Here is an 18,587-nt window from a genome sequence, read left to right as displayed (position 1 = left end):
GTTTATCACGACAAAAAGGGCAGTTTTTTGATTCATGGCTTTGATTCCTTGCAAATATAGACAGTATATAGCGTTAGACCCTACGCCAGCATGAATAATGTCCATTACACCCAATTGTACAATCGAAAACAGGTAATCAGCAAAAAGATAACCTCGCAAGGTTGCCCTAGCGAGGTCGGAGAAAAATTTATAATTTTAATTATTCTTATTATGGTCTTGGTTGTTTTCTTATTGCTAAGCTTGCTGGTTTACATTGCTAGTTTGTTCTTTTAGAAGCTGCTTTTTTCAATCACTTACTTCTACAGATTATTCGTTAACAAAGGCTATTTTGCTGAGTCCAGCCTGACTGGCAGCCGCCAATACTTGGGCAACGGTATCGTATCGACTGTCTTTATCAGCGCGTAGTTGCACAGAAGGGTCTTTACCCGCAGCACTTTGCTGTTGTAATCGTACCTCAAGCGCTTCCATACTAATCGGATCGCTGTCCCAAAATATCCCTGCATCCTTGTCGATACTGATTTGAATGGCTTCTGGCGGTGTTTCATTGACCTCAGCACTGGTCTTTGGCAACTCTAATGGCACCGTCGGATTGAGGACGGTCGCCGTCAATAGAAATATAATCATCAATACCAGCATGATATCGATAAGTGGAATGAGGTTCATCTCATTCATACTTTGACTGTCATCATCACCCAATTGAAATGCCATTATTGTCCTCGCTACCTTTAGTTGTACTCAGTACACTTAACACTGTCGCTCGTTTTTAGTTTTGCTGTCTTTGGTTTATGACTGTGATGGTGCTGAGCTGGGATAATGTTCTGGTTGCTGTGTATGTAAGCTATTATCTTTCGTCGGCTTGGGCGGCTTTGCACTGACTGCCCCCAGATTCTTATGTGGCTGCGGTGTTGAGGCTAACTTAGCAGACTGCGCCAATAAATCATGCGCTCTGTCATTGGCTTGATACATTATGCGGCGATTGATACGTACGGCAAGGTTGTAAAACACCACGGCTGGAATCGCCACGGCAATACCCAGCCCTGTCATGATAAGTGCCTCACCGACTGGCCCTGCTACTTGTCCCAAACCCGCTTGACCACTCACACCAATATTATGCAGCGCATGGAAAATACCCCATACCGTCCCAAACAAACCAATAAATGGCGCAATTGCTGCTGTCGTCCCAAGAATAGGTAAACCGCGCTCGCTGGCAAAACGGTAACGACCAATATGCTTGAGCAAAATCTGTTCAGTAACCAAACGGCGAGTAGAGGCATCTGCTGCTATCATCTCACCCTGTTTTACTTGAATCTGTTGACTCAAATCATCTGCAACATTGGCGGCCAATTTGCGGCTTTGTAGCACACGAATAATGCCAGTCACCCAAGAAAGTATAGATAAAGCAAGCAACAAAAAGAACAAAGTTTTTGTCACCATGTCGCTGATTTGCCAGTATTGCATAAAGTCCATGTCAGACTCCTTCGTCTTTTGTATTATGGCTTAAGATATCGATCATTATTTTTATAACGTTAGATGTAAATAATCAATATATTCAAGATATTACGTAACTAACAGGCACAGACACCCTACCTCTCACCGCTACCCCATTGCGTATAAATGGGGTCAGTTTAGCTTTCTTTATAGCTCTTATAATTTTATTATCTACGCTGCTGATACCTGTACTTGGAGAGATAGATACTTTCGTAATATTACCTTTTTCATCCACTGTGATTGCTGCTGTTACTGATATACTTCCTTTCTTTTTAAGGCTTCTTTCATTCGCGAGGAAACCAAGTTGAGGCTCACTTCGCCAGCTGGCTTCACTAGCGCCGAAACTTACTGGACCTGTATCCACAGGTGATTGTGTTTCTTGTTGATTACCACCTTCATTACCGCCTCCAGTATTCTTTGAGCCATCCCCAACACTACTTGGCTTGTTTACACCTTGGTTACTGTTTGTACTAGTATCAATTGTAGGTTTTTGAGCAGTAGGCTTGTTTACTTTGATAACAGTAGTCGTACTATTATCTACCACTCCTCCCAGATTTGGCTTCTCATTATCAGCAGGTTTATTATTTATACTTTCAGATGGAAGCTCATCAGTTGGATTATTATTGCTAGGTGATGGCGCTGGTGATTTTTTGTTACTTGAATCTTTGGGAGTTTTAGTCTGTTTTACAGTACTAGGCGCAGTAACTGGCTTCGCTTTAGGCTTAGTATCAAGCTTCCTAACTGGTTCAGGTTTTTCCTCTTCCACCTTTATCTCTTCAACCTCAACAGGTGGTGGCGTAACCAGCTCTATTTCGATAGGCGGTGTTTCTTTTTTATCGATTTTCAACTCAGGCGTTTTGATGGCCGCTAAGGCGACTACCGTCAACACATGCAGACCCACAACTATCATAATAGCCGTGAGTAACAGTTTGCGTGATGGCGCTGCTAAATCCGTTGAACTCATAACACCCTAATATTAATTAACAGAGGTAGAATGGCGTAGATAATAATGCAAACGATAATTATTATCAATAATAAATTTATAATAATTTTGCTTAGCAGGCAAATGATAAGCCAATCATTTACCGTTATTTAAAAAGCAAAACCTACTTAGTCATTCAATCAGCCTTTCTCAAATATCGCTATGCAGACTTATTGTGCCAAAGCCGTCACAACTCATAAATACAGTGACGTAATAAAAACCATTATCATTTGTATTGATAATGAGTCTCAATTAATCTATCATAGCCCCTGATCGATTATTCATCTTATAAGGTTACAAGATATTAGGGCGTGTTAAACGTCTTAATACCTAAGCGTAAAAACAACCAATAAAAAATCATAACGTTAAAAGTAATACTGTCGAGAATTGTATGGTGTGAAGCATCACACTAAGCAAGCTCTTTTTATTTTTATATGGCCAATTACTTGATACATACTTTGTCCAACCAGCTGATATACCGAGTTATTTATGTCTATTATTTTATTGCCTAACCGCTCTACTCCTTTTTTCAAACGCCCTTTACTGACTGCCATGGTGACCGCTCTGGTTGCTACGATCAGTGTGACAGGTTGTAGCTCACCTGAATCTAACGACTCTGAGCCAGCAGACGCCAAAACCGAAAACCCAACGGCTGATGAATCACAGAACGTTGCTAATAACGATGCTGTATCTGCTGAAAAAATCATGGTTAATACCGTAAAAGGTGATGTTGAGCTAGCCATGAACCCATCGCCACTTGTCGTTTATGACATGACATTGATGCAAGACTTGGCCGCGCTAGATGTGGCGGTCGATGGTATGCCTGGTGGCCTATTACTAAAGAATCTACATTCAGAAACACAGCCTGATCCAAAATCGGTAGGTACTGTATTTGAGCCAGATCTTGAAGCGTTGAATGCAATGCAGCCACAAGCTATTTTGGTCGGTTCACGCATGGCAGAAAAATACGACGAGCTATCAAGTATCGCGCCAACGTTAGACATGAGTATTGATACAGCTAACATCTATGAGTCAAGCAAACAGCGCCTGCATGATCTAGGTGCATTGTTTGGTAAAAGCGATCAAGCCGCTAAGCTACAACAGAACATTGATGGACTCATCACTGAGACCAAAAGTCTAACAAAAGAAAATAAAGGCACTGGCCTAGTCGTCATGGTCAATGGCAATAAAATGTCAGCCTATGGTGACAAATCTCGCTATGGTTTTATCCATACCGTATTGGGTGTACCAATGGCAGATGACAAAATTGCCGATGCGCCTCATGGTCAGCCAATATCGTTTGAATATATCCAAAAAGCCAATCCTGATTGGTTATTTGTCATCGACCGTAGTGCTGCAATTGGTGAAGACGGTATTGGTGCCAAGGCCGTATTAGACAATCCATTGGTTGCTCAGAGCAATGCATGGAGCAAGCAGCAAGTGGTTTATCTGAGCCCAGACTCTTACTTAGCATTTGGCGGTTACTACCAGTGGATGCAGGATCTAACGACGATTAAAGATGCTTTTACTAACGCTAAATAATGTCGTTTTCTAGACAAACGATGATTGCTCAAGTAGGTAATTATTACCGTTAACCCTGCTCATTTTTAAGCCAGTAGAGATTATGTCGTTATTTTCACACCGTACTCATGCTAGGCTCAAATCCAGTACTGCTCCATCAGCGTCAAGCTGGCAAAGCGGTACTGGCAATGCGTTACATCGACGTACTGTCATACCACCGTGGTTCATCAATACAGCAAGCCTCATTCTTATGGGGCTTTTGGTGTTATTGAGCTTATCTATTGGTGTGGCTGACTTTTCGTGGTCAGGTATCTTGCAGAGCCTGCTGACTCAGAGTGCCAACTCCGATAGCTCATTGTTATTGGTTAGCCGTATACCGCGTACCATCGCCATTATCTTGACTGGTATTGCGATGGCAGTGGCTGGGATGATTATCCAAGTAGTACTAAAAAACCGCTTTGTAGAGCCATCTATGGTTGGTGCGACTCAGAGCGCTGCACTTGGTTTGCTGGTAGTCAGTCTGCTGTTCCCTGCCAGTGCGCTCATTGTCAAAATGGGCGTGGCAACCATCGCTGCCGTTTTTGGCATGATGCTATTTATGCTGCTCATTCACCGTATTCCGCCCACTGATTTTTTGATGATTCCACTGATTGGTATTGTCTTTGGCGGCATTATTGAAGCCGTCACTACCTTTATCGCCTATCAAACCGAATCGCTACAGATGCTTAGTGTTTGGCAGTTTGGGGATTTTTCAGGCGTATTGGCAGGGCGCTATGAGCTGTTGTGGCTAACGGGTGGACTGTGTGTGCTGGCTTATATTATTGCCGACAAGCTGACCATCGTCGGTTTGGGTGACAATATCGCCTTAAACTTAGGTATTAGTAAGCGTCAGGTTACTTGGATTGGCGTGGGTATGGTAGCCATGATGAGCGCTGTCGTGGTCGTGACTGTGGGCATGATTCCCTTTATTGGACTGGTCGTGCCAAACATTGTGAGCCGCATAATGGGAGATAAGTTACGTCGCAGCTTGCCAGCAGTTGCCCTACTTGGTGCTTCAGCCGTGCTGCTATGCGACATTATCGGACGCTCTATTCGCTATCCATTTGAAGTGCCGGTCGCCACTATTTTTGGTGTGGTTGGTACGGTGCTGTTTTTATGGCTGTTATTACGAGCGCCAGCTGAGCAGTAGCACTATGTTCACTAACTGTGTATTAGTTTTCAACACTCACTTACCGTCGTTCATTTTTTGCCTTATTAGATAAGCTTGGCACCATAGGATTTTTGTATGTTCTCATCAACTAAGCTTACTTCTACCAAGACTGGTGCTACCAAAACCAGCACAGCGATAGATAACTCATCTTCAACAGATGGTCAGTATTCAGCCGCTGCACAATGTCATTTGGCAAAGCTTTGGGCATGGATAGTTGCCCATCCAAAATCTATAGCAGCTATTATTCTAATTATCTCGATGACCTTGTTTATGACACTCAATGTCAATGGCTATTGGGACTTTGCGCTACCATTACGCGGCAAAAAATTGCTGGCACTAATGGTGGTTGGCTATGCGATTGGCGTGTCGACGTTATTATTTCAGACGTTGACTCACAATCCAATTCTAACGCCCTCTCTACTCGGGTTTGATTCACTCTATGTTCTGTTGCAGAGCTTACTGGTTTTCTTTTTAGGGGCGATTAGTTTTACCAGTCTCGATCCTATTGCCAAGTTCACGCTAGAGATTGTCCTGATGTTTGGGGCATCTTTATTATTATTTAAGCTATTATTTTCTAAAAGCAGTCAGGATTTGACGCGGCTAATATTGGTAGGCGTTATCTTTGGGGTGTTGTTCCGCAGTTTATCAGCACTCATTGCACGGCTGATTAACCCTGATGATTTTGTGGTCGTACAGTCTGCTAGCTACGCACAGTTCAATACCGTCAATCCTCAGCTATTGGGTATTAGTCTATTTATCTGTGCTGTCACTGCGGTGTTTGTCTGGCGCTGGCGTTATCAGTGTGATGTGCTGATGCTCGGTCAAGCACAAGCCATTAACCTTGGTATCAACTATCAACGTCTGGCATTTGGCCTATTAACTGTTATCGCGGTGCTAGTCGCCACGGCTACCGCATTGGTCGGCCCAGTGACTTTCTTTGGTCTATTGGTTTGTGCACTGACCAATCGTATGGCACGACATATGTATCACACTGAGCGGCTGATATTGGTCAGTTTGGTTGCCATGATTTGTCTGGTACTGGGTCAAACACTCTTTGAGCAAGTGCTAGATATGGCAGGCGTATTGTCCGTTGTGATAGAGCTAGCAGGTGGCCTCGTGTTCTTGGCATTGATATTTATGTCCCAGCGCCGTTCAGTATGACCGCTTAGCTGATACTGTTAACAAAGAAAGCCCTAAGATTTTTTAAAATAAGACGATTATGATTAAACTAGATAATATCTCCCACCATATTGGCAAACAACAAATCCTGCATGACATTACCTTGTCTTTACCACCCTCACAAGTGATTGCTTTAATTGGCCCCAATGGCGCAGGTAAATCGACCTTATTTTCGGTGATGGCACGCTTGCAACCGCTACAGTCAGGACAGGTAAGTTTTGCGGTAGATAATGAGGAACGTGATATTGTTAGCTGTCATGCGCGAACCTTGTCTAAGACAGTAGCGATGCTCGGACAAGACAATCAAGTACAAGGGCGACTGCGTGTGCATGAGCTGCTGATGTTTGGGCGCTACCCCTATCATCAGGGGCAACCAACCGCAAACGATGAGCAAAAAGTACAAGATATTATCGAACGCTTTGAGCTTGAGCCATTAGCCGAGCGCTTCTTGTCAACATTGTCTGGTGGGCAACGGCAACGCGTGCTGATTGCGATGATTGTCTGCCAAGATACGCCATATCTCTTGCTTGATGAGCCGCTGAATAATCTGGATATGTACCACGCTGGTCGCTTGATGCGTGAGCTGCGCGAGTTGAGTCATAGCCAGCAAAAAACCGTGGTCATCGTCCTGCATGATATCAATCAAGCGGCGCAATTTGCCGATACGGTGGTCACCATGAAAGCAGGTAAAGTAATGGCAGTTGGTAAACCTGCCGATGTCATCACCCAAGAGACGATGAAAGATTTATATAACGTTGATGTGACGGTATTAAATCACCAAGGTCGGCCAGTAATTATAGATACAGTTTAAAGGTATAAACATCAGTTTTATCTTAATTTTTGCAGAATCTTTAAACGTTGTTGGCGACTTCTCCACCATAAATAGCCACCCGTACCGGACAAAACCGCGACCGCTAATCCAATCAATGCTAAAAATATTTGATATAGCACATGACCGATACCGTGACTGATATGCCCCATGTGCAATGTTGAGAGCCATTGGTCTGTCTTATTACCAAATGAGCTTTGATAACCAAAATTAACACGTGCAACGTTACCTGTTGCGGCATCGATAGTGATAGAGGAAGCACCGCCGTGAGTACCAATATCCTTATCCGTTTTAAAGCGCATTTGCCATTGTTCGTCTTCGTCTACCCAGCGTATGCCCAATAGCTGCTGGACACTGACGCCATTTTCTTGTGCGGCTATCTCGGCCTGCCTGCTTAAATAAGCAATGCTATTGGACTTGGTAACGACGTGAGCATGTATATTGTCATCCCTAAGTGGTTCATTGAACGGCGAGATTATGGCTAATGTGTCATCTGCCCCATTCATTTGTTCTGCACTACGACCAAGCTTTAATGCAGTCTGAGCTTCAGGTTTAGAATTTGGTTCGCTGCTTGCTTTGGCTGTGGGTCGCCCTTCTCTTGGCTCAAGCCCTACCGCTGCTTGCATAACAGGCTGATAAACTGATCTTAAGTTAAAACCGACACTCGACCATGCAATGACCAATAGCATCAGCCACAGCCATAACCCGAACGCTTGATGCACATCATAATTGAATTTAAAAGTATTGGTTTTACGGCGAATTTTCCAAGCCGGTAGCCAACGCTTCACGAATGAAGCGCGTTTTTTTCTAGTGGTCTTTTTATGAATATCTTGATTGGCTTTACTAAACTTAAGCGCTCTTGGGAAGGTTAAATAAAAGCCGATGAAACAATTAATTGTCCAAATTAACGCCACCATACCCAGTATTAATTTGCCGATATCACCCATCAACAGATCGCGGTGTAGCCAAAACACCTTCCACATGGCATTACGCCATGCCCATTCATCCTTATCTCGCGTACCGATAATCTCACCGCTAAAGGGGTCGATATACACTTCTTGAAAAGGGGCTTTAGGCTGAGATTTTGCTTGGGGGCCACGCATTCTATCTACCGAAAATACCGCGGCTCTATCAGGTGCTATCGAGGTTGGCATGCTCGAAAATGTCTGTTTTGGATAAGTAGCAATTACCTTGTCATGCAGCGCGGCAATCGACAGTGGCGGCGTTTGTTGCGCTTCAATATGGGTCAGCTCATGATTGAACATATCATCAAGCTCGCTATGGAATGCCAGTAGCATACCTGTGACACCAGTGATAATTAAAAAAGCGGCCATCGCAAGTCCGGTATAACGATGGATCCATAGGCAGGTTTGGCGCACATTAAATGAAAGAGAGGTCATTAGTCTTGATTCTTTATTCATTGGTTATTTTTATTAGTATTTAAAAGAGATTTTGCATGATTGCTATCACATACTTCACCATTTACTGACAATAAAAAAGCCAGCTCTCATATAAAGACAGCTGACTTTTTGAACATTACCAATAGCAGTGCAATTAGAACTGATAGGTTAAAGAGGTTTTGATATTACGTCCCATTTCAAAATCAGTATAGGCATCATCGATAGAGTTACGTGACGCATGGCTTGCATAAGTCTCATCAAAGATATTGTATACACCTAGCGTGGCCTTCAAACCTTCGATTTGAGTTGGCGTGTAAGTCATGAAGATATCGTGCACATCATAGCCTGGTTTTTCGTTGTCATCACCAGCGGTATTCGGTGTCACATCGGCGACATAAGTACTGCGCCAGCCAAGCTCAGTAGTATTGGTTGGAGCGTAACCCAAGTTGACCATGTACTTATCGCCAGACTCAGAGCCACTGCCACTGACAGAAGAGATATTGTAACCTGTATCTTCGCCTTTGCTACGTGCACGAGCATAGCTTAGACCCATGTTGAAGTTATCTGCGCGATAATCGGCTGATAGCTCTACACCTTTGATTTTGAAATCTTCATCATTATTGATGACACCTTGGCAGGCTTCAGGGGCAGCACTTGTACCTAGTTGCCCAGTGGTACAATTCATACCAGTTCTACTGCCACCTGCACGTACGAACTCAATATAGTTTTCGATATTGGTTTCAAAGTACTTAGCACTCAGTTTTAAAGAGTCATCAGCCATGGTCAAACCACGCAGCGTTGTCGCAATACCGACTTCTGCATTATCACCTTCTTCTGCTTTTAGGTCATTGTTCACATAGGTATCAACACCGTCGGAATTAAAGATCGCTTGACTAAGATCTGGACCATTAAATAACTGCGTATAGCTCGCAAATAGCTGGGTGCGCGGTGCAATCTCATAGCTAGCAGCCAATGCGCCAACGACATTGTCGTAAGTCTTGCCAGCAGATACATACTCTGGAGACTCATAACGGTCATAACGGACGCCTGGCGTTAAGCTAAGCTTACCCATTTGCCACTGGTCTTCTAGATATACAGACGTATTGGTTGCTTCATCGGTGCTCGCATTACCAAAGTCGCGTGTCATCTCAGATTCTTTTTTGTAATGCTCAACTCCAGCGATGAACTTATGAACCCCTGGCACACCATTGATGATACTGCTATCGATGATACTGGTGTTTTGTACTTTTGCGCCTGTGGTTTGGACTTCTGCATCAAACTCAAACCCAGGTTCGCCATCAGAGTTACGCAAAATCTGCGTGCTAGTCTGATATACATTAGCGTCTACATTAACCAATTGGTTGGCAGGACTATATGTGTAGTCAAGCGCATAGGTATCACGTTTGACTTCCTGCGGGATGATTGGGTTCCAGCCACCAGCAGGAAAATCTGGACGTAATGGGAATTTGCCTTTGTTTTCGGTACGGCTAAAGCTAGCGCCTACATGATGATCACTGCCGACATAAGCACCAGCTTTTAATAGGATGTTTTCGCCTTCGCTGTCTTCCGTTTGGATTTTACGGCCTTTACCGTCTTCACCAGCGTCCGCATTGCGTTTGCCATAATAAGCCAGTAAATCAATATTTTCTGTTGGCGCACCATATACAGTGGCAGAAGTTAGCAGTTCATCATTGTTGCTAGCATAACCTGTATGCAGCTTAGCACCTACCTTTTGACCTGGCTTGAGTAAATCTGCCGCGTCGACTGTCTCAAAAGCAACCGCACCGCCGATAGCATCATTGCCTAGCGTCACTGAGTTATTGCCCACTGATACTTCTGCTTGTTTTAGCAGATCTGGATCAATAGTGACATCACCCATATGGTAGAACAATGCGCCTTCTTGACGTGCGCCATCAATTGTTACTTTTAGATTGGTATCATCAAGACCACGTACACGAATACGTTGGTTGACCGATGAGGTACCGCCCACGCTCACTCCTGGTACAACGTCCAGAAAATCGCTCAAATGGCTGGCTTGTGCAGCTGGGGTGTAGTCATCTATGTAGACAGAGTCTTCTTGTACAGCGTCACGTACTGAGCTATTTGCTGTTACAGTAATAGTCTGCAATGTCGTGTTTGGCATATCTGCTGCCGTTGCGGCACTGGCAGCTTGCGTCCACAATACAGCGGCGACACCGATAGACAATACTGTCAATTGACTAGATAACTTTACTTCGCGCATAACACATTTACTCACTTTGTTTACTGTCAGAAATTAGAATTTTTAGAATTATTTTTAAAGGCTATCGTCAAACAACCTTTAAAATAGTGCCCACCAGAAGATTAAATACCTTAAAACACTTAACTCATCGTGCGAATAACATGATTAATGTTAATGATAATAATTAGCGTTTAAATAATGAGAGGCATAATAACGAAGTATTAACAATTTGGCAATAATTAATATAATAAATCCTCAATTTTAGCTTTTAATATGCTGACAAAGCGCAAAAATGCTTCGATACTAACTGTAAATATGTTATTCAGCATGAGTCTGAATAACTATTAAGGCTATATGCGATAAGGCGTAGAAACTCATCACGTCTATAGCAGGCTGCTATTAACTTAGCTCATCACTTGTATTTCTTGTACTACTGTACTAGAATGCTGATACAAGCCGAGAGCTTCATGGCTACCCTGGCTATTTTTGATTAAGACGACTGATTATAAGACGATAAATTATGAGTACTGACCCTTATCACAGCTTACTGAGTCATCTGGCAAACTGTACTGATAGCAAAGAGATTGAAAAGCTACTCAGTGCCCTGCTGACGGATAAAGAGCAGCACGACATTGCTAACCGTATTCGTATCTTTGACTTGCTTGATCGAGGTATCACGCAGCGTGACATCTCTGAGCAACTAGGCGTTGGTATCGCGACTGTCTCTCGCGGTGCTAGAGCCATGCACAGCCACGATGTGAGTGCATTGCTTGCGACCCATAGAGAACGCGCTTAGAACACCGATCCCAATACCGTCTACCCTTTTACTCATTACTTTATTAATTGTTGATTGACACATATTTGAACCATTTTGGACTTTATTATGACTGCTAGTACGCCCATACATACCCAACCTGCACCTATCGATATCCCAAGCAAACCACAACGTATCAAGCTCACGCAAGATATCGATTTTTTTGCGCTATTCAAACGCATCGAAAGCGCTTTCGACACCTGTTATTTGCTCGAGTCATTGGGTGAAGACAGTCATATTTCACGTCATCACGCCATCGGTTTTGACCCTGTGACCACTATCGCCGCATTAGACCGTAATACGCTCGCTATCACGGATAATAAAACCGCTGAGACAAGCCATTATCAAACCGACAACCCTTATCAACTGCTGCGTGACATAACTCCGCAGCATGTTATTGCCCGTGATCAAAGCGGTGGTCTGGTCGGGTATTTGGGTTATGACTGCGTGAATTTCTTTGAACCTAGTCTCAATGCAAAAGCCAGTGAAGACTTTGAGCCATTTAAGTTTGGCGTGTATCTAGATGGATTGACGCTGGATAAGATGACCGGGGAAATCTTTTACTTTTATTACCCAACTGCTCAACAAGAAAACCGCATCGAGCAAATCAAAGCCCTACTCGATGAGCCAACGCCTAGCTATGAAGCGCCTAGTGTTGAATTTTTAGGTGATGGCATGAGCCAAGAAGAGCATGCCAATGTCGTCATGCAAGTCAAAGAAGACATCATCGCTGGGCGTATTTTTCAGTGCGAGGTAGGCTTTAAATCTAAATATCGTATTGCCGGTGACAAAATGCCGATTTATGAAAAACTGCGCGCTGTCAATCCATCACCGCACATGTACTTTATGAAATTTGCGCAGCAGTGCATTATTGGCGCTTCTCCTGAGCTGCTATTTCGCTTGCGCCAGGGTGAAATGGAAACCTATCCGCTAGCAGGGACTGCCAAGCGCGGTGCAGATGTGATCGAAGACCGTAAGCTTGCCCGCGCCTTGCTCAACGATGACAAAGAGATTGCCGAGCACAACATGCTAGTCGATTTGCATCGCAATGATATTGGCCGTGTGGCACGATTTGGTACGGTAAAAGTACGTAGCTTGATGGACATCAAACGCTTCTCTCACGTACAGCATATCTCTTCTGAAATCGTTGGTATCCTGCATCCTAACGAAGATATGTTTAGTGCGCTTGCCAGCAACTTCCCTGCTGGTACGCTATCAGGCGCACCTAAAGTAGAAGCCATTAAGGTGATTAATGAGCTTGAGCCAGATGGTCGCGGTGCTTATGGCGGTGCATTAGGCTCGTTCAATTTTAATGGTGATTGTATCTTTGCCATTCCTATTCGCAGTCTGTTTATCAATGGCGAGTCTGCCTACGCCCAAACTTGCGGCGGTAACGTTTACGACTCAAACCCAGCCGATGAGTACTTAGAGATTCAGCGTAAACTGTCGGCAATGAAAGTCGTATTAGACAGCTTTATGCAATCATAATTGAAGCTAAACGTACTGAATAAATTGACCATATTTTACCTAGCACTATTTTTACAAAAGAGTTTATGACCCATGAATGTTTTAATTATCGATAACTACGACTCGTTTACCTTCAATCTCTACCAATATGTGGGTGAGATTTTGCAAACCTTAGACAGTGATGAAGAAGCCAGCGTCATCGTTAAACGCAATAACGAAATTACTTTAGCAGACGTAGAAGCGATGAATCTTGATAGAATCATTATTTCACCTGGTCCTGGCTCCCCTGATGATCCAGCGTACTTTGGCATCTGTAGCGAGGTCATTGAGAAACTAGGCAAAACTGTGCCGCTATTAGGCGTTTGCTTGGGTATGCAAGGCATTGCTCATGTGTTCGGCGGTGACGTGGTACGCGCCAGTGTACCGATGCATGGCAAAGTCTCATCAATTCGCCATGATAATTCAGGTATCTATCAAGGCTTACCACAAGAGCTTGAGATCATGCGCTATCACTCACTGGTGGTAAAAGCCGACACGATACCAAGCTGTCTGACGATTACCTCGGTAGTCGCCAATGATAGCCGTGCTGAATTGAGCTTTGCTGAGTCAGCATTGACTGGTGATGAGATTATGGGACTGGCGCACAAAGAGTACCCAATCCAAGGTGTGCAGTTTCACCCTGAGTCGTTTGCCACTGAAGGCGCTAAGCGATTGCTGAGTAATTTCTTGCTACAGGTATAAACCTATATGGCCGTCTCCATGTCTAGCTCAAGCCTAAATACCTCCAGCTTACTCAGACGTACTGCGTTGCTCTTGAGCTTAACGCTAGTGACATCTGTCAGTTCGGCTGTAGCTCCTGTACAGGCAAACTTTACCATGGGCATGGACATCCAAGGCCAACGTCTTAACCTTTATGAGAGATGTGCAGAAGGAAGCGTTACTTGCAACAATATGCTACTGGTCGCTCCCGATTTAGGACGACTATTGCAGACAACACCAGAATCTAGTAAGTCGCCCTACGCTGTCAAATACTACTCTGCGGAAACCAAGCATAGCTTATGTAAAGATGGCGTGACCCCGTGTCGATTTCAGGGTTATACCTTTGAGGGCGAAGATTTTGATGGGTTTATAGATACCTCGAACCATGAGATATCTATAAGAAGTAAATGGACAGTCGATACCTATAGTGCCACCTACAAAGAAAACGAGATTTATCTGCCATTAGCATCACAAGCTGATTTGGTTGATCAGATATATAACACGTCTGATAAAGCATTGAATGAAAGCTACAGAGTAACGCGAAATGAAGTCAGACGCCTGTACGGTGAGGATATGGCGGCTAATCTTAAAAAAGAGCAGACTCAGTGGATAAAACAGCGCTCAAAAAACTGCGGGGCTGATACGGATCATTTACCAAGAACCCAATTGGAAAAAGTGTGCTTTATTCAGCGAAATGCTCTCCGAGAGCAAACATTCTTTTTATGGATTGATTAACAGAGCTATAGAAATAAGAAAGTGATGCGGACACAAATATGATATCAGCCAATTATTCGATATTGTTTAGGTTACTTAGCAAACACTAGCCATTTTTTAGCCATTTAAATGACTATTGACTGAATTTAGCACACGACCTAGTAGCCACTTATTATCTTTTAGTGATAGACTCAAAAGAACAAACAAAAGACAGCCTTTAATCAGGTTGTCTTTTCTTATTTCAGTATTGCTTGGAGAGATTGTATCAATAGCAATCTTACAACATCTTGTGTCACTTAGATCGTAAGAAGAAAACAGTATGGCAAACATCGACAACGGAATGACGAACCATTCGCATCAATCATGGCTAGGCACCATTCAAATCATCACGGCTGCTATTTGTTGGGGTACATTGGGTATATTCTCGACTTACCTAAACCAAATTGGATTTAGTGGTTGGCAAGTAACCATATTACGTATCGTCACGGCGGCCTTTATCATTTTAGCCATGCTACCAACACTGTGGCCACACCTTATCAAATTACAGCCAAAACAGTGGCTTGGACTGGCGATGCAGTCGTTGATAGGTGTCCTTGGCATGTCGGTCTGCTATTTTTTTGCGGTCAGTTATGTCGGTGCTGGCCCTGCCGTTGCCTTACTCTATACCGCGCCTGTATTTAGTTTATTATTTTCGAAGTTCTTACTGAGTGAGTCTATTACTCGGAAATCAGTTTTACTAGCATTGATGGCGGTGTTTGGCGTAGGCTTAACGATGCTAGGTGAGCAAGCAAAAGTTAACTGGGGGATTTTACTCGGTCTATCAGCAGGGATGTGTTATTCGTTGTATGGCGTATTAGGCAAGCGCGCGATGCATTATGCTCACCCTGCCCCTCTGGTGTTTTTCACTTCCATTATCATTAGTGCTGGCGTACTCCTGCTCTTGCCTGAGACCTATAACACTTATGAGCAGCTAGTGAGTCTGCCCTTAATGACTTGGGGCTATGTTTTAGGATTGTCACTGCTGGGTACCGTCGTGCCATTTGGGCTATATATGAAGGCATTGGAAAAACTGCCCGCCACTCGTGCATCGGTATTTACGATTTTTGAGCCATTGACTGCAATTGCACTTGCAGTGCTATTACTGCATCAATCTTTGTCTTGGATTCAGTATTTGGGCGTGGCACTTATTTTGCTGGCGGCTTTGTTAAATGCTGTGTTGAACGGTACCGCCACTCGCGTACCTCGCTGGTTAAAACAACGACAGAAGGTATAGTTTACTGTCTGTCCATTTGAGATACATCCCATTTATTTCGATAAAAAAATCCCCAACCATGGCATCATGATTGGGGATTTTTTGTTTCTTCGTTTACTTAAAAACAAGCGTATTTACTGCTCTATACGTTGCAAAAATGCCTGCGTACGTGGATGCGTTGATAGCTCAAACATCTGCTCAGCGCTGCCTTCTTCGACAACAACACCATCTTCAATTAAAACTACATGGTCAGCGACATCACGAGCAAAATTAATCTCATGCGTGACTACCACCATTGTCCAACCTTCTGAGGCCAATTTTTTCATCGTCTCAAGGACATCTTGTACCAACTCAGGGTCAAGCGCGGACGTTGGTTCATCGAACAACAATAATGACGGCTCAATCGCAAGCGCACGGGCAATACCAATACGCTGCTGCTGACCACCAGACAGCTGAAACGGATAAAGATCCGCTTTGTCCGACAGACCAACTTTTTCCAATAATACTAAAGCCTGCTCACGAGCATGCGCTTTACTTTGTCCTTGTACGACTGTCGGGCCAAGCATTAAGTTTTCAAGCGCGGATTTGTGCGGGAATAAATTATAAGACTGAAACACCATGCCCGACTTACGTTGCAGCGCCAACAAGGTTTTTTTCTTAGGATTAGTGGCAAAATCTACCGTCAAGCTGCCGTCGTCAAAGGCAATAACGCCTTGATCTGGAATTTCTAGCGCATTTAAGCATCGTAAAAAAGTGGTTTTACCAGACCCTGATGGCCCTAATATCACCACGACTTTGCCTTTTTCAATGGTCAAATCAATGCCTTTGAGCACTTGATTGCTGCCAAAGGCTTTGTGAATGTTGGTGACTTTGATCATAAAGGTTCCTGTTGTGCGGATGATACTAAAGCTGTTCTGCAATCAGTCAAAAAGCTATTTCGTACTTAGCTATTTCGCCACGTAGCGATCAAGTCTGGTCTCAAGCTTACCTTGAATAAAGGTTAGGAATAAACAAATACCCCAATAAATCACTGCCGCTTCGGTGTAAACCAACATAAACTCATAGTTACGTGCGGTGATAATCTGAGCCTGTTTAAACAGCTCCGTGACCAGCACCAATGAGGCTAATGAGGTGTCTTTTACCAAGCTAATAAAAGTATTAGATAACGGTGGTACCGATACCCTAAGCGCTTGTGGCAAAATTACATGGCGGAAGGTTTGTAGGTAGGTTAACCCGACCGTTGAGCCTGCTTCCCACTGACCTTTTGGAATAGATAAAATCGAGGCACGTACCGTCTCCGAGGCGTAAGCACCGATATTCAATGAAAAGGCAATAATCGCTGAAGGAAACGGATCGAGCTTAACACCGACACTGGGTAATCCATAGAAGATAATAAACAGCTGCACGAGCATGGGTGTACCGCGAATAGCAGACACATAAATACGCGCAAGCCGGTAAACAATCTCATGGAACCAGCCAGCGCGTGGGACGATACGAATGAGCGCTACCGACAGCGCAATTGCCATACCAATCGCAAAGGATATCAATGCCAGCGGTATCGAATAATAGATACCGCCTTTGAGCATTGGCCAAAACGAATTGATGACAATTTGCGCCCGAGCAGGGTCCATGAATGGCAACAATGCCAGTAATTCAGCCAGCAATGAGGTTATAGACGCTAGCATTATTTTTGTTGACTTATATCAGCACCAAAGAATTCTTCGCTCAGCTTGGTCAATGTACCATCCGCTTTTAATGCGGCCATTGCTTCGTCTAGTTTTGCAACGACGGCATCATCGCCTTTAATCAAGACTAATCCTGAACCAGTCTGCTCACTAGCGGGAGCCACCAATTTAATCTCAAGCGCGCTGTCTGGGAATTTTTTTAGATAGTCTAATATTGCAAGATTGTCATTCATTGTAAAGTCAGCACGGTCTTGTTTGACCAATTGAATCGCTTGCGCCATACCATCGACAGGGACAACTTCGGCTTCATAGCGTTCTGCCAGCTCACCATAATTACTGCTCAGTGACTGTGCTGAACGCAAACCTTTTAACGCTTCCCATGAGCTATAACGATTGTCATCAGTTGGCGCTAACACCACAGCACCTGACCAGCTATAAGCGGTGGCTTTGTCATATTTGGCTAGACGTTCAGGCGTGGTCAAGCTAACTTGGTTGGCGACCATATCAAAACGTTTTGAGTCTAGACCTGCCAGCATCGCATCCCACTGAGTTTCTTTAAACTCAACATCAACGCCTAGTTTATCAGCAACGGCACGCGTCACTTCGACGTCATAACCCGTCAACTGACCGCTCTCATTATGATAAGTGAATGGCGGATAGGTGCCTTCGGTACCGACGTTAATCGTGCCGCCATTATTGATACGTTGTAGCAAATCTGAACCACCAGTCGCAGCACTATCTGTCGCATTGGTGTCGGCTTCATTGGTGCTAGACTGACCACAAGCGGCAAGCAATACAGTACTGGCGGCAAGGGCTAAAAGGTTACGACGTTTCATAAGGCGTCCTTATAGGATAAATGAATAATGCAAAAATATAAGTAGAGCAAAATATATAAGCCAAATAAAAACGGCTAAATTATGACATACAGAGATAGCGATAAAACCTGTACGCTATTATCTGTGTCTTTGGTTGCTCAATTTGAGGATAGTAAGTCTGTTTTTCAATACTACTTTTAGGTATTAAATATAATTTTTAAGCATTTTACAGTAACGTTTACCTTTAATCA

At 43.8% G+C, this 18,587-nt stretch carries 17 protein-coding genes; 9 read left to right on the top strand and 8 right to left on the bottom strand.

What is annotated here, in order from left to right; genetic code table 11:
* Window positions 1–306: 306 nt before the first annotated feature.
* The 3 genes from HQR03_RS11970 to HQR03_RS11960 all read right to left on the bottom strand — a co-directional run bounded on the left by HQR03_RS11970 (window position 307) and on the right by HQR03_RS11960 (window position 2,452).
* The gene (locus tag HQR03_RS11970; RefSeq protein ID WP_173240327.1) at window positions 307–708 is read right to left on the bottom strand and encodes an ExbD/TolR family protein; all 402 of its coding nucleotides are present in this window, start codon (window positions 706–708) and stop codon (window positions 307–309) included.
* A gap of 75 nt (window positions 709–783) precedes the next feature.
* A complete protein-coding gene (locus HQR03_RS11965; RefSeq protein WP_173240326.1) occupies window positions 784–1,467 on the bottom strand; it encodes a MotA/TolQ/ExbB proton channel family protein in 684 nt (227 codons plus the stop codon).
* An 82-nt stretch (window positions 1,468–1,549) separates the two neighbouring features.
* Entirely contained in the window at window positions 1,550–2,452 is a 903-nt protein-coding gene (locus HQR03_RS11960; protein WP_173240325.1) for a TonB family protein, read from the bottom strand.
* 507 nt (window positions 2,453–2,959) lie between these two features.
* Between HQR03_RS11960 and HQR03_RS11955 the strand changes: the two genes are divergently transcribed.
* The 4 genes from HQR03_RS11955 (at window position 2,960) to HQR03_RS11940 (ending at window position 7,191) form a co-directional block, all read left to right on the top strand.
* Entirely contained in the window at window positions 2,960–4,012 is a 1,053-nt protein-coding gene (locus HQR03_RS11955; protein WP_173240324.1) for a siderophore ABC transporter substrate-binding protein, read from the top strand.
* 82 nt (window positions 4,013–4,094) lie between these two features.
* Window positions 4,095–5,180: an ABC transporter permease gene (locus HQR03_RS11950; protein ID WP_413775342.1), complete on the top strand. Its 1,086-nt coding sequence runs from the start codon at window positions 4,095–4,097 to the stop codon at window positions 5,178–5,180.
* A 96-nt stretch (window positions 5,181–5,276) separates the two neighbouring features.
* Window positions 5,277–6,362: an iron chelate uptake ABC transporter family permease subunit gene (locus HQR03_RS11945; RefSeq protein ID WP_173240323.1), complete on the top strand. Its 1,086-nt coding sequence runs from the start codon at window positions 5,277–5,279 to the stop codon at window positions 6,360–6,362.
* A gap of 58 nt (window positions 6,363–6,420) precedes the next feature.
* Window positions 6,421–7,191 carry an iron ABC transporter ATP-binding protein gene (locus HQR03_RS11940; RefSeq protein ID WP_173240322.1) on the top strand — a complete coding sequence of 257 codons (771 nt, stop codon included), beginning with the start codon at window positions 6,421–6,423 and terminating at the stop codon, window positions 7,189–7,191.
* A gap of 17 nt (window positions 7,192–7,208) precedes the next feature.
* On the opposite strand, the gene HQR03_RS11935 is transcribed toward HQR03_RS11940, so the two are convergent.
* Window positions 7,209–8,609: a PepSY-associated TM helix domain-containing protein gene (locus HQR03_RS11935; protein WP_173240321.1), complete on the bottom strand. Its 1,401-nt coding sequence runs from the start codon at window positions 8,607–8,609 to the stop codon at window positions 7,209–7,211.
* Window positions 8,610–8,763: 154 nt separating this feature from the next.
* Complete coding sequence (locus HQR03_RS11930) at window positions 8,764–10,851, bottom strand: TonB-dependent receptor domain-containing protein (protein WP_173240320.1); 2,088 nt, start codon at window positions 10,849–10,851, stop codon at window positions 8,764–8,766.
* Window positions 10,852–11,350: 499 nt separating this feature from the next.
* On the opposite strand from HQR03_RS11930, the gene HQR03_RS11925 reads away from it, so the two are divergent.
* The 5 genes from HQR03_RS11925 to HQR03_RS11905 all read left to right on the top strand — a co-directional run bounded on the left by HQR03_RS11925 (window position 11,351) and on the right by HQR03_RS11905 (window position 15,857).
* Window positions 11,351–11,626, top strand: a complete 276-nt coding sequence (locus HQR03_RS11925; RefSeq protein ID WP_102093040.1) for a Trp family transcriptional regulator — start codon at window positions 11,351–11,353, stop codon at window positions 11,624–11,626.
* A gap of 87 nt (window positions 11,627–11,713) precedes the next feature.
* On the top strand, window positions 11,714–13,132 hold the full coding sequence (locus tag HQR03_RS11920; RefSeq protein ID WP_173240319.1) for an anthranilate synthase component I family protein: 1,419 nt from the start codon (window positions 11,714–11,716) through the stop codon (window positions 13,130–13,132).
* Between the two features lie 72 nt (window positions 13,133–13,204).
* Window positions 13,205–13,852: an anthranilate synthase component II gene (locus HQR03_RS11915; protein ID WP_173240318.1), complete on the top strand. Its 648-nt coding sequence runs from the start codon at window positions 13,205–13,207 to the stop codon at window positions 13,850–13,852.
* 18 nt (window positions 13,853–13,870) lie between these two features.
* The gene (locus HQR03_RS11910) at window positions 13,871–14,605 is read left to right on the top strand and encodes a lysozyme inhibitor LprI family protein (protein WP_173240317.1); all 735 of its coding nucleotides are present in this window, start codon (window positions 13,871–13,873) and stop codon (window positions 14,603–14,605) included.
* A gap of 298 nt (window positions 14,606–14,903) precedes the next feature.
* On the top strand, window positions 14,904–15,857 hold the full coding sequence (locus HQR03_RS11905; protein ID WP_173240316.1) for a DMT family transporter: 954 nt from the start codon (window positions 14,904–14,906) through the stop codon (window positions 15,855–15,857).
* Window positions 15,858–15,970: 113 nt separating this feature from the next.
* Here HQR03_RS11905 and HQR03_RS11900 read toward each other — a convergent pair whose 3' ends face one another.
* The 3 genes from HQR03_RS11900 to HQR03_RS11890 form a co-directional block, all read right to left on the bottom strand.
* Complete coding sequence (locus HQR03_RS11900; RefSeq protein ID WP_173240315.1) at window positions 15,971–16,714, bottom strand: amino acid ABC transporter ATP-binding protein; 744 nt, start codon at window positions 16,712–16,714, stop codon at window positions 15,971–15,973.
* A gap of 69 nt (window positions 16,715–16,783) precedes the next feature.
* The gene (locus HQR03_RS11895) at window positions 16,784–17,521 is read right to left on the bottom strand and encodes an amino acid ABC transporter permease (protein ID WP_272487621.1); all 738 of its coding nucleotides are present in this window, start codon (window positions 17,519–17,521) and stop codon (window positions 16,784–16,786) included.
* Window positions 17,521–18,357 (bottom strand): amino acid ABC transporter substrate-binding protein, encoded by an 837-nt coding sequence (locus HQR03_RS11890; protein ID WP_173240314.1) that lies wholly within the window; start codon window positions 18,355–18,357, stop codon window positions 17,521–17,523. The genes HQR03_RS11895 and HQR03_RS11890 overlap by 1 nt, the downstream gene beginning before the upstream one ends.
* Window positions 18,358–18,587: the final 230 nt, after the last annotated feature.

The sequence above is a fragment of the Psychrobacter okhotskensis genome (genome assembly GCF_013248965.1).
In the GTDB taxonomy this organism is placed as follows: domain Bacteria; phylum Pseudomonadota; class Gammaproteobacteria; order Pseudomonadales; family Moraxellaceae; genus Psychrobacter; species Psychrobacter okhotskensis.
The sequence above is the reverse complement of the archived record's forward strand: the minus strand, read 5'-3'. Positions and strand labels throughout refer to the sequence as shown.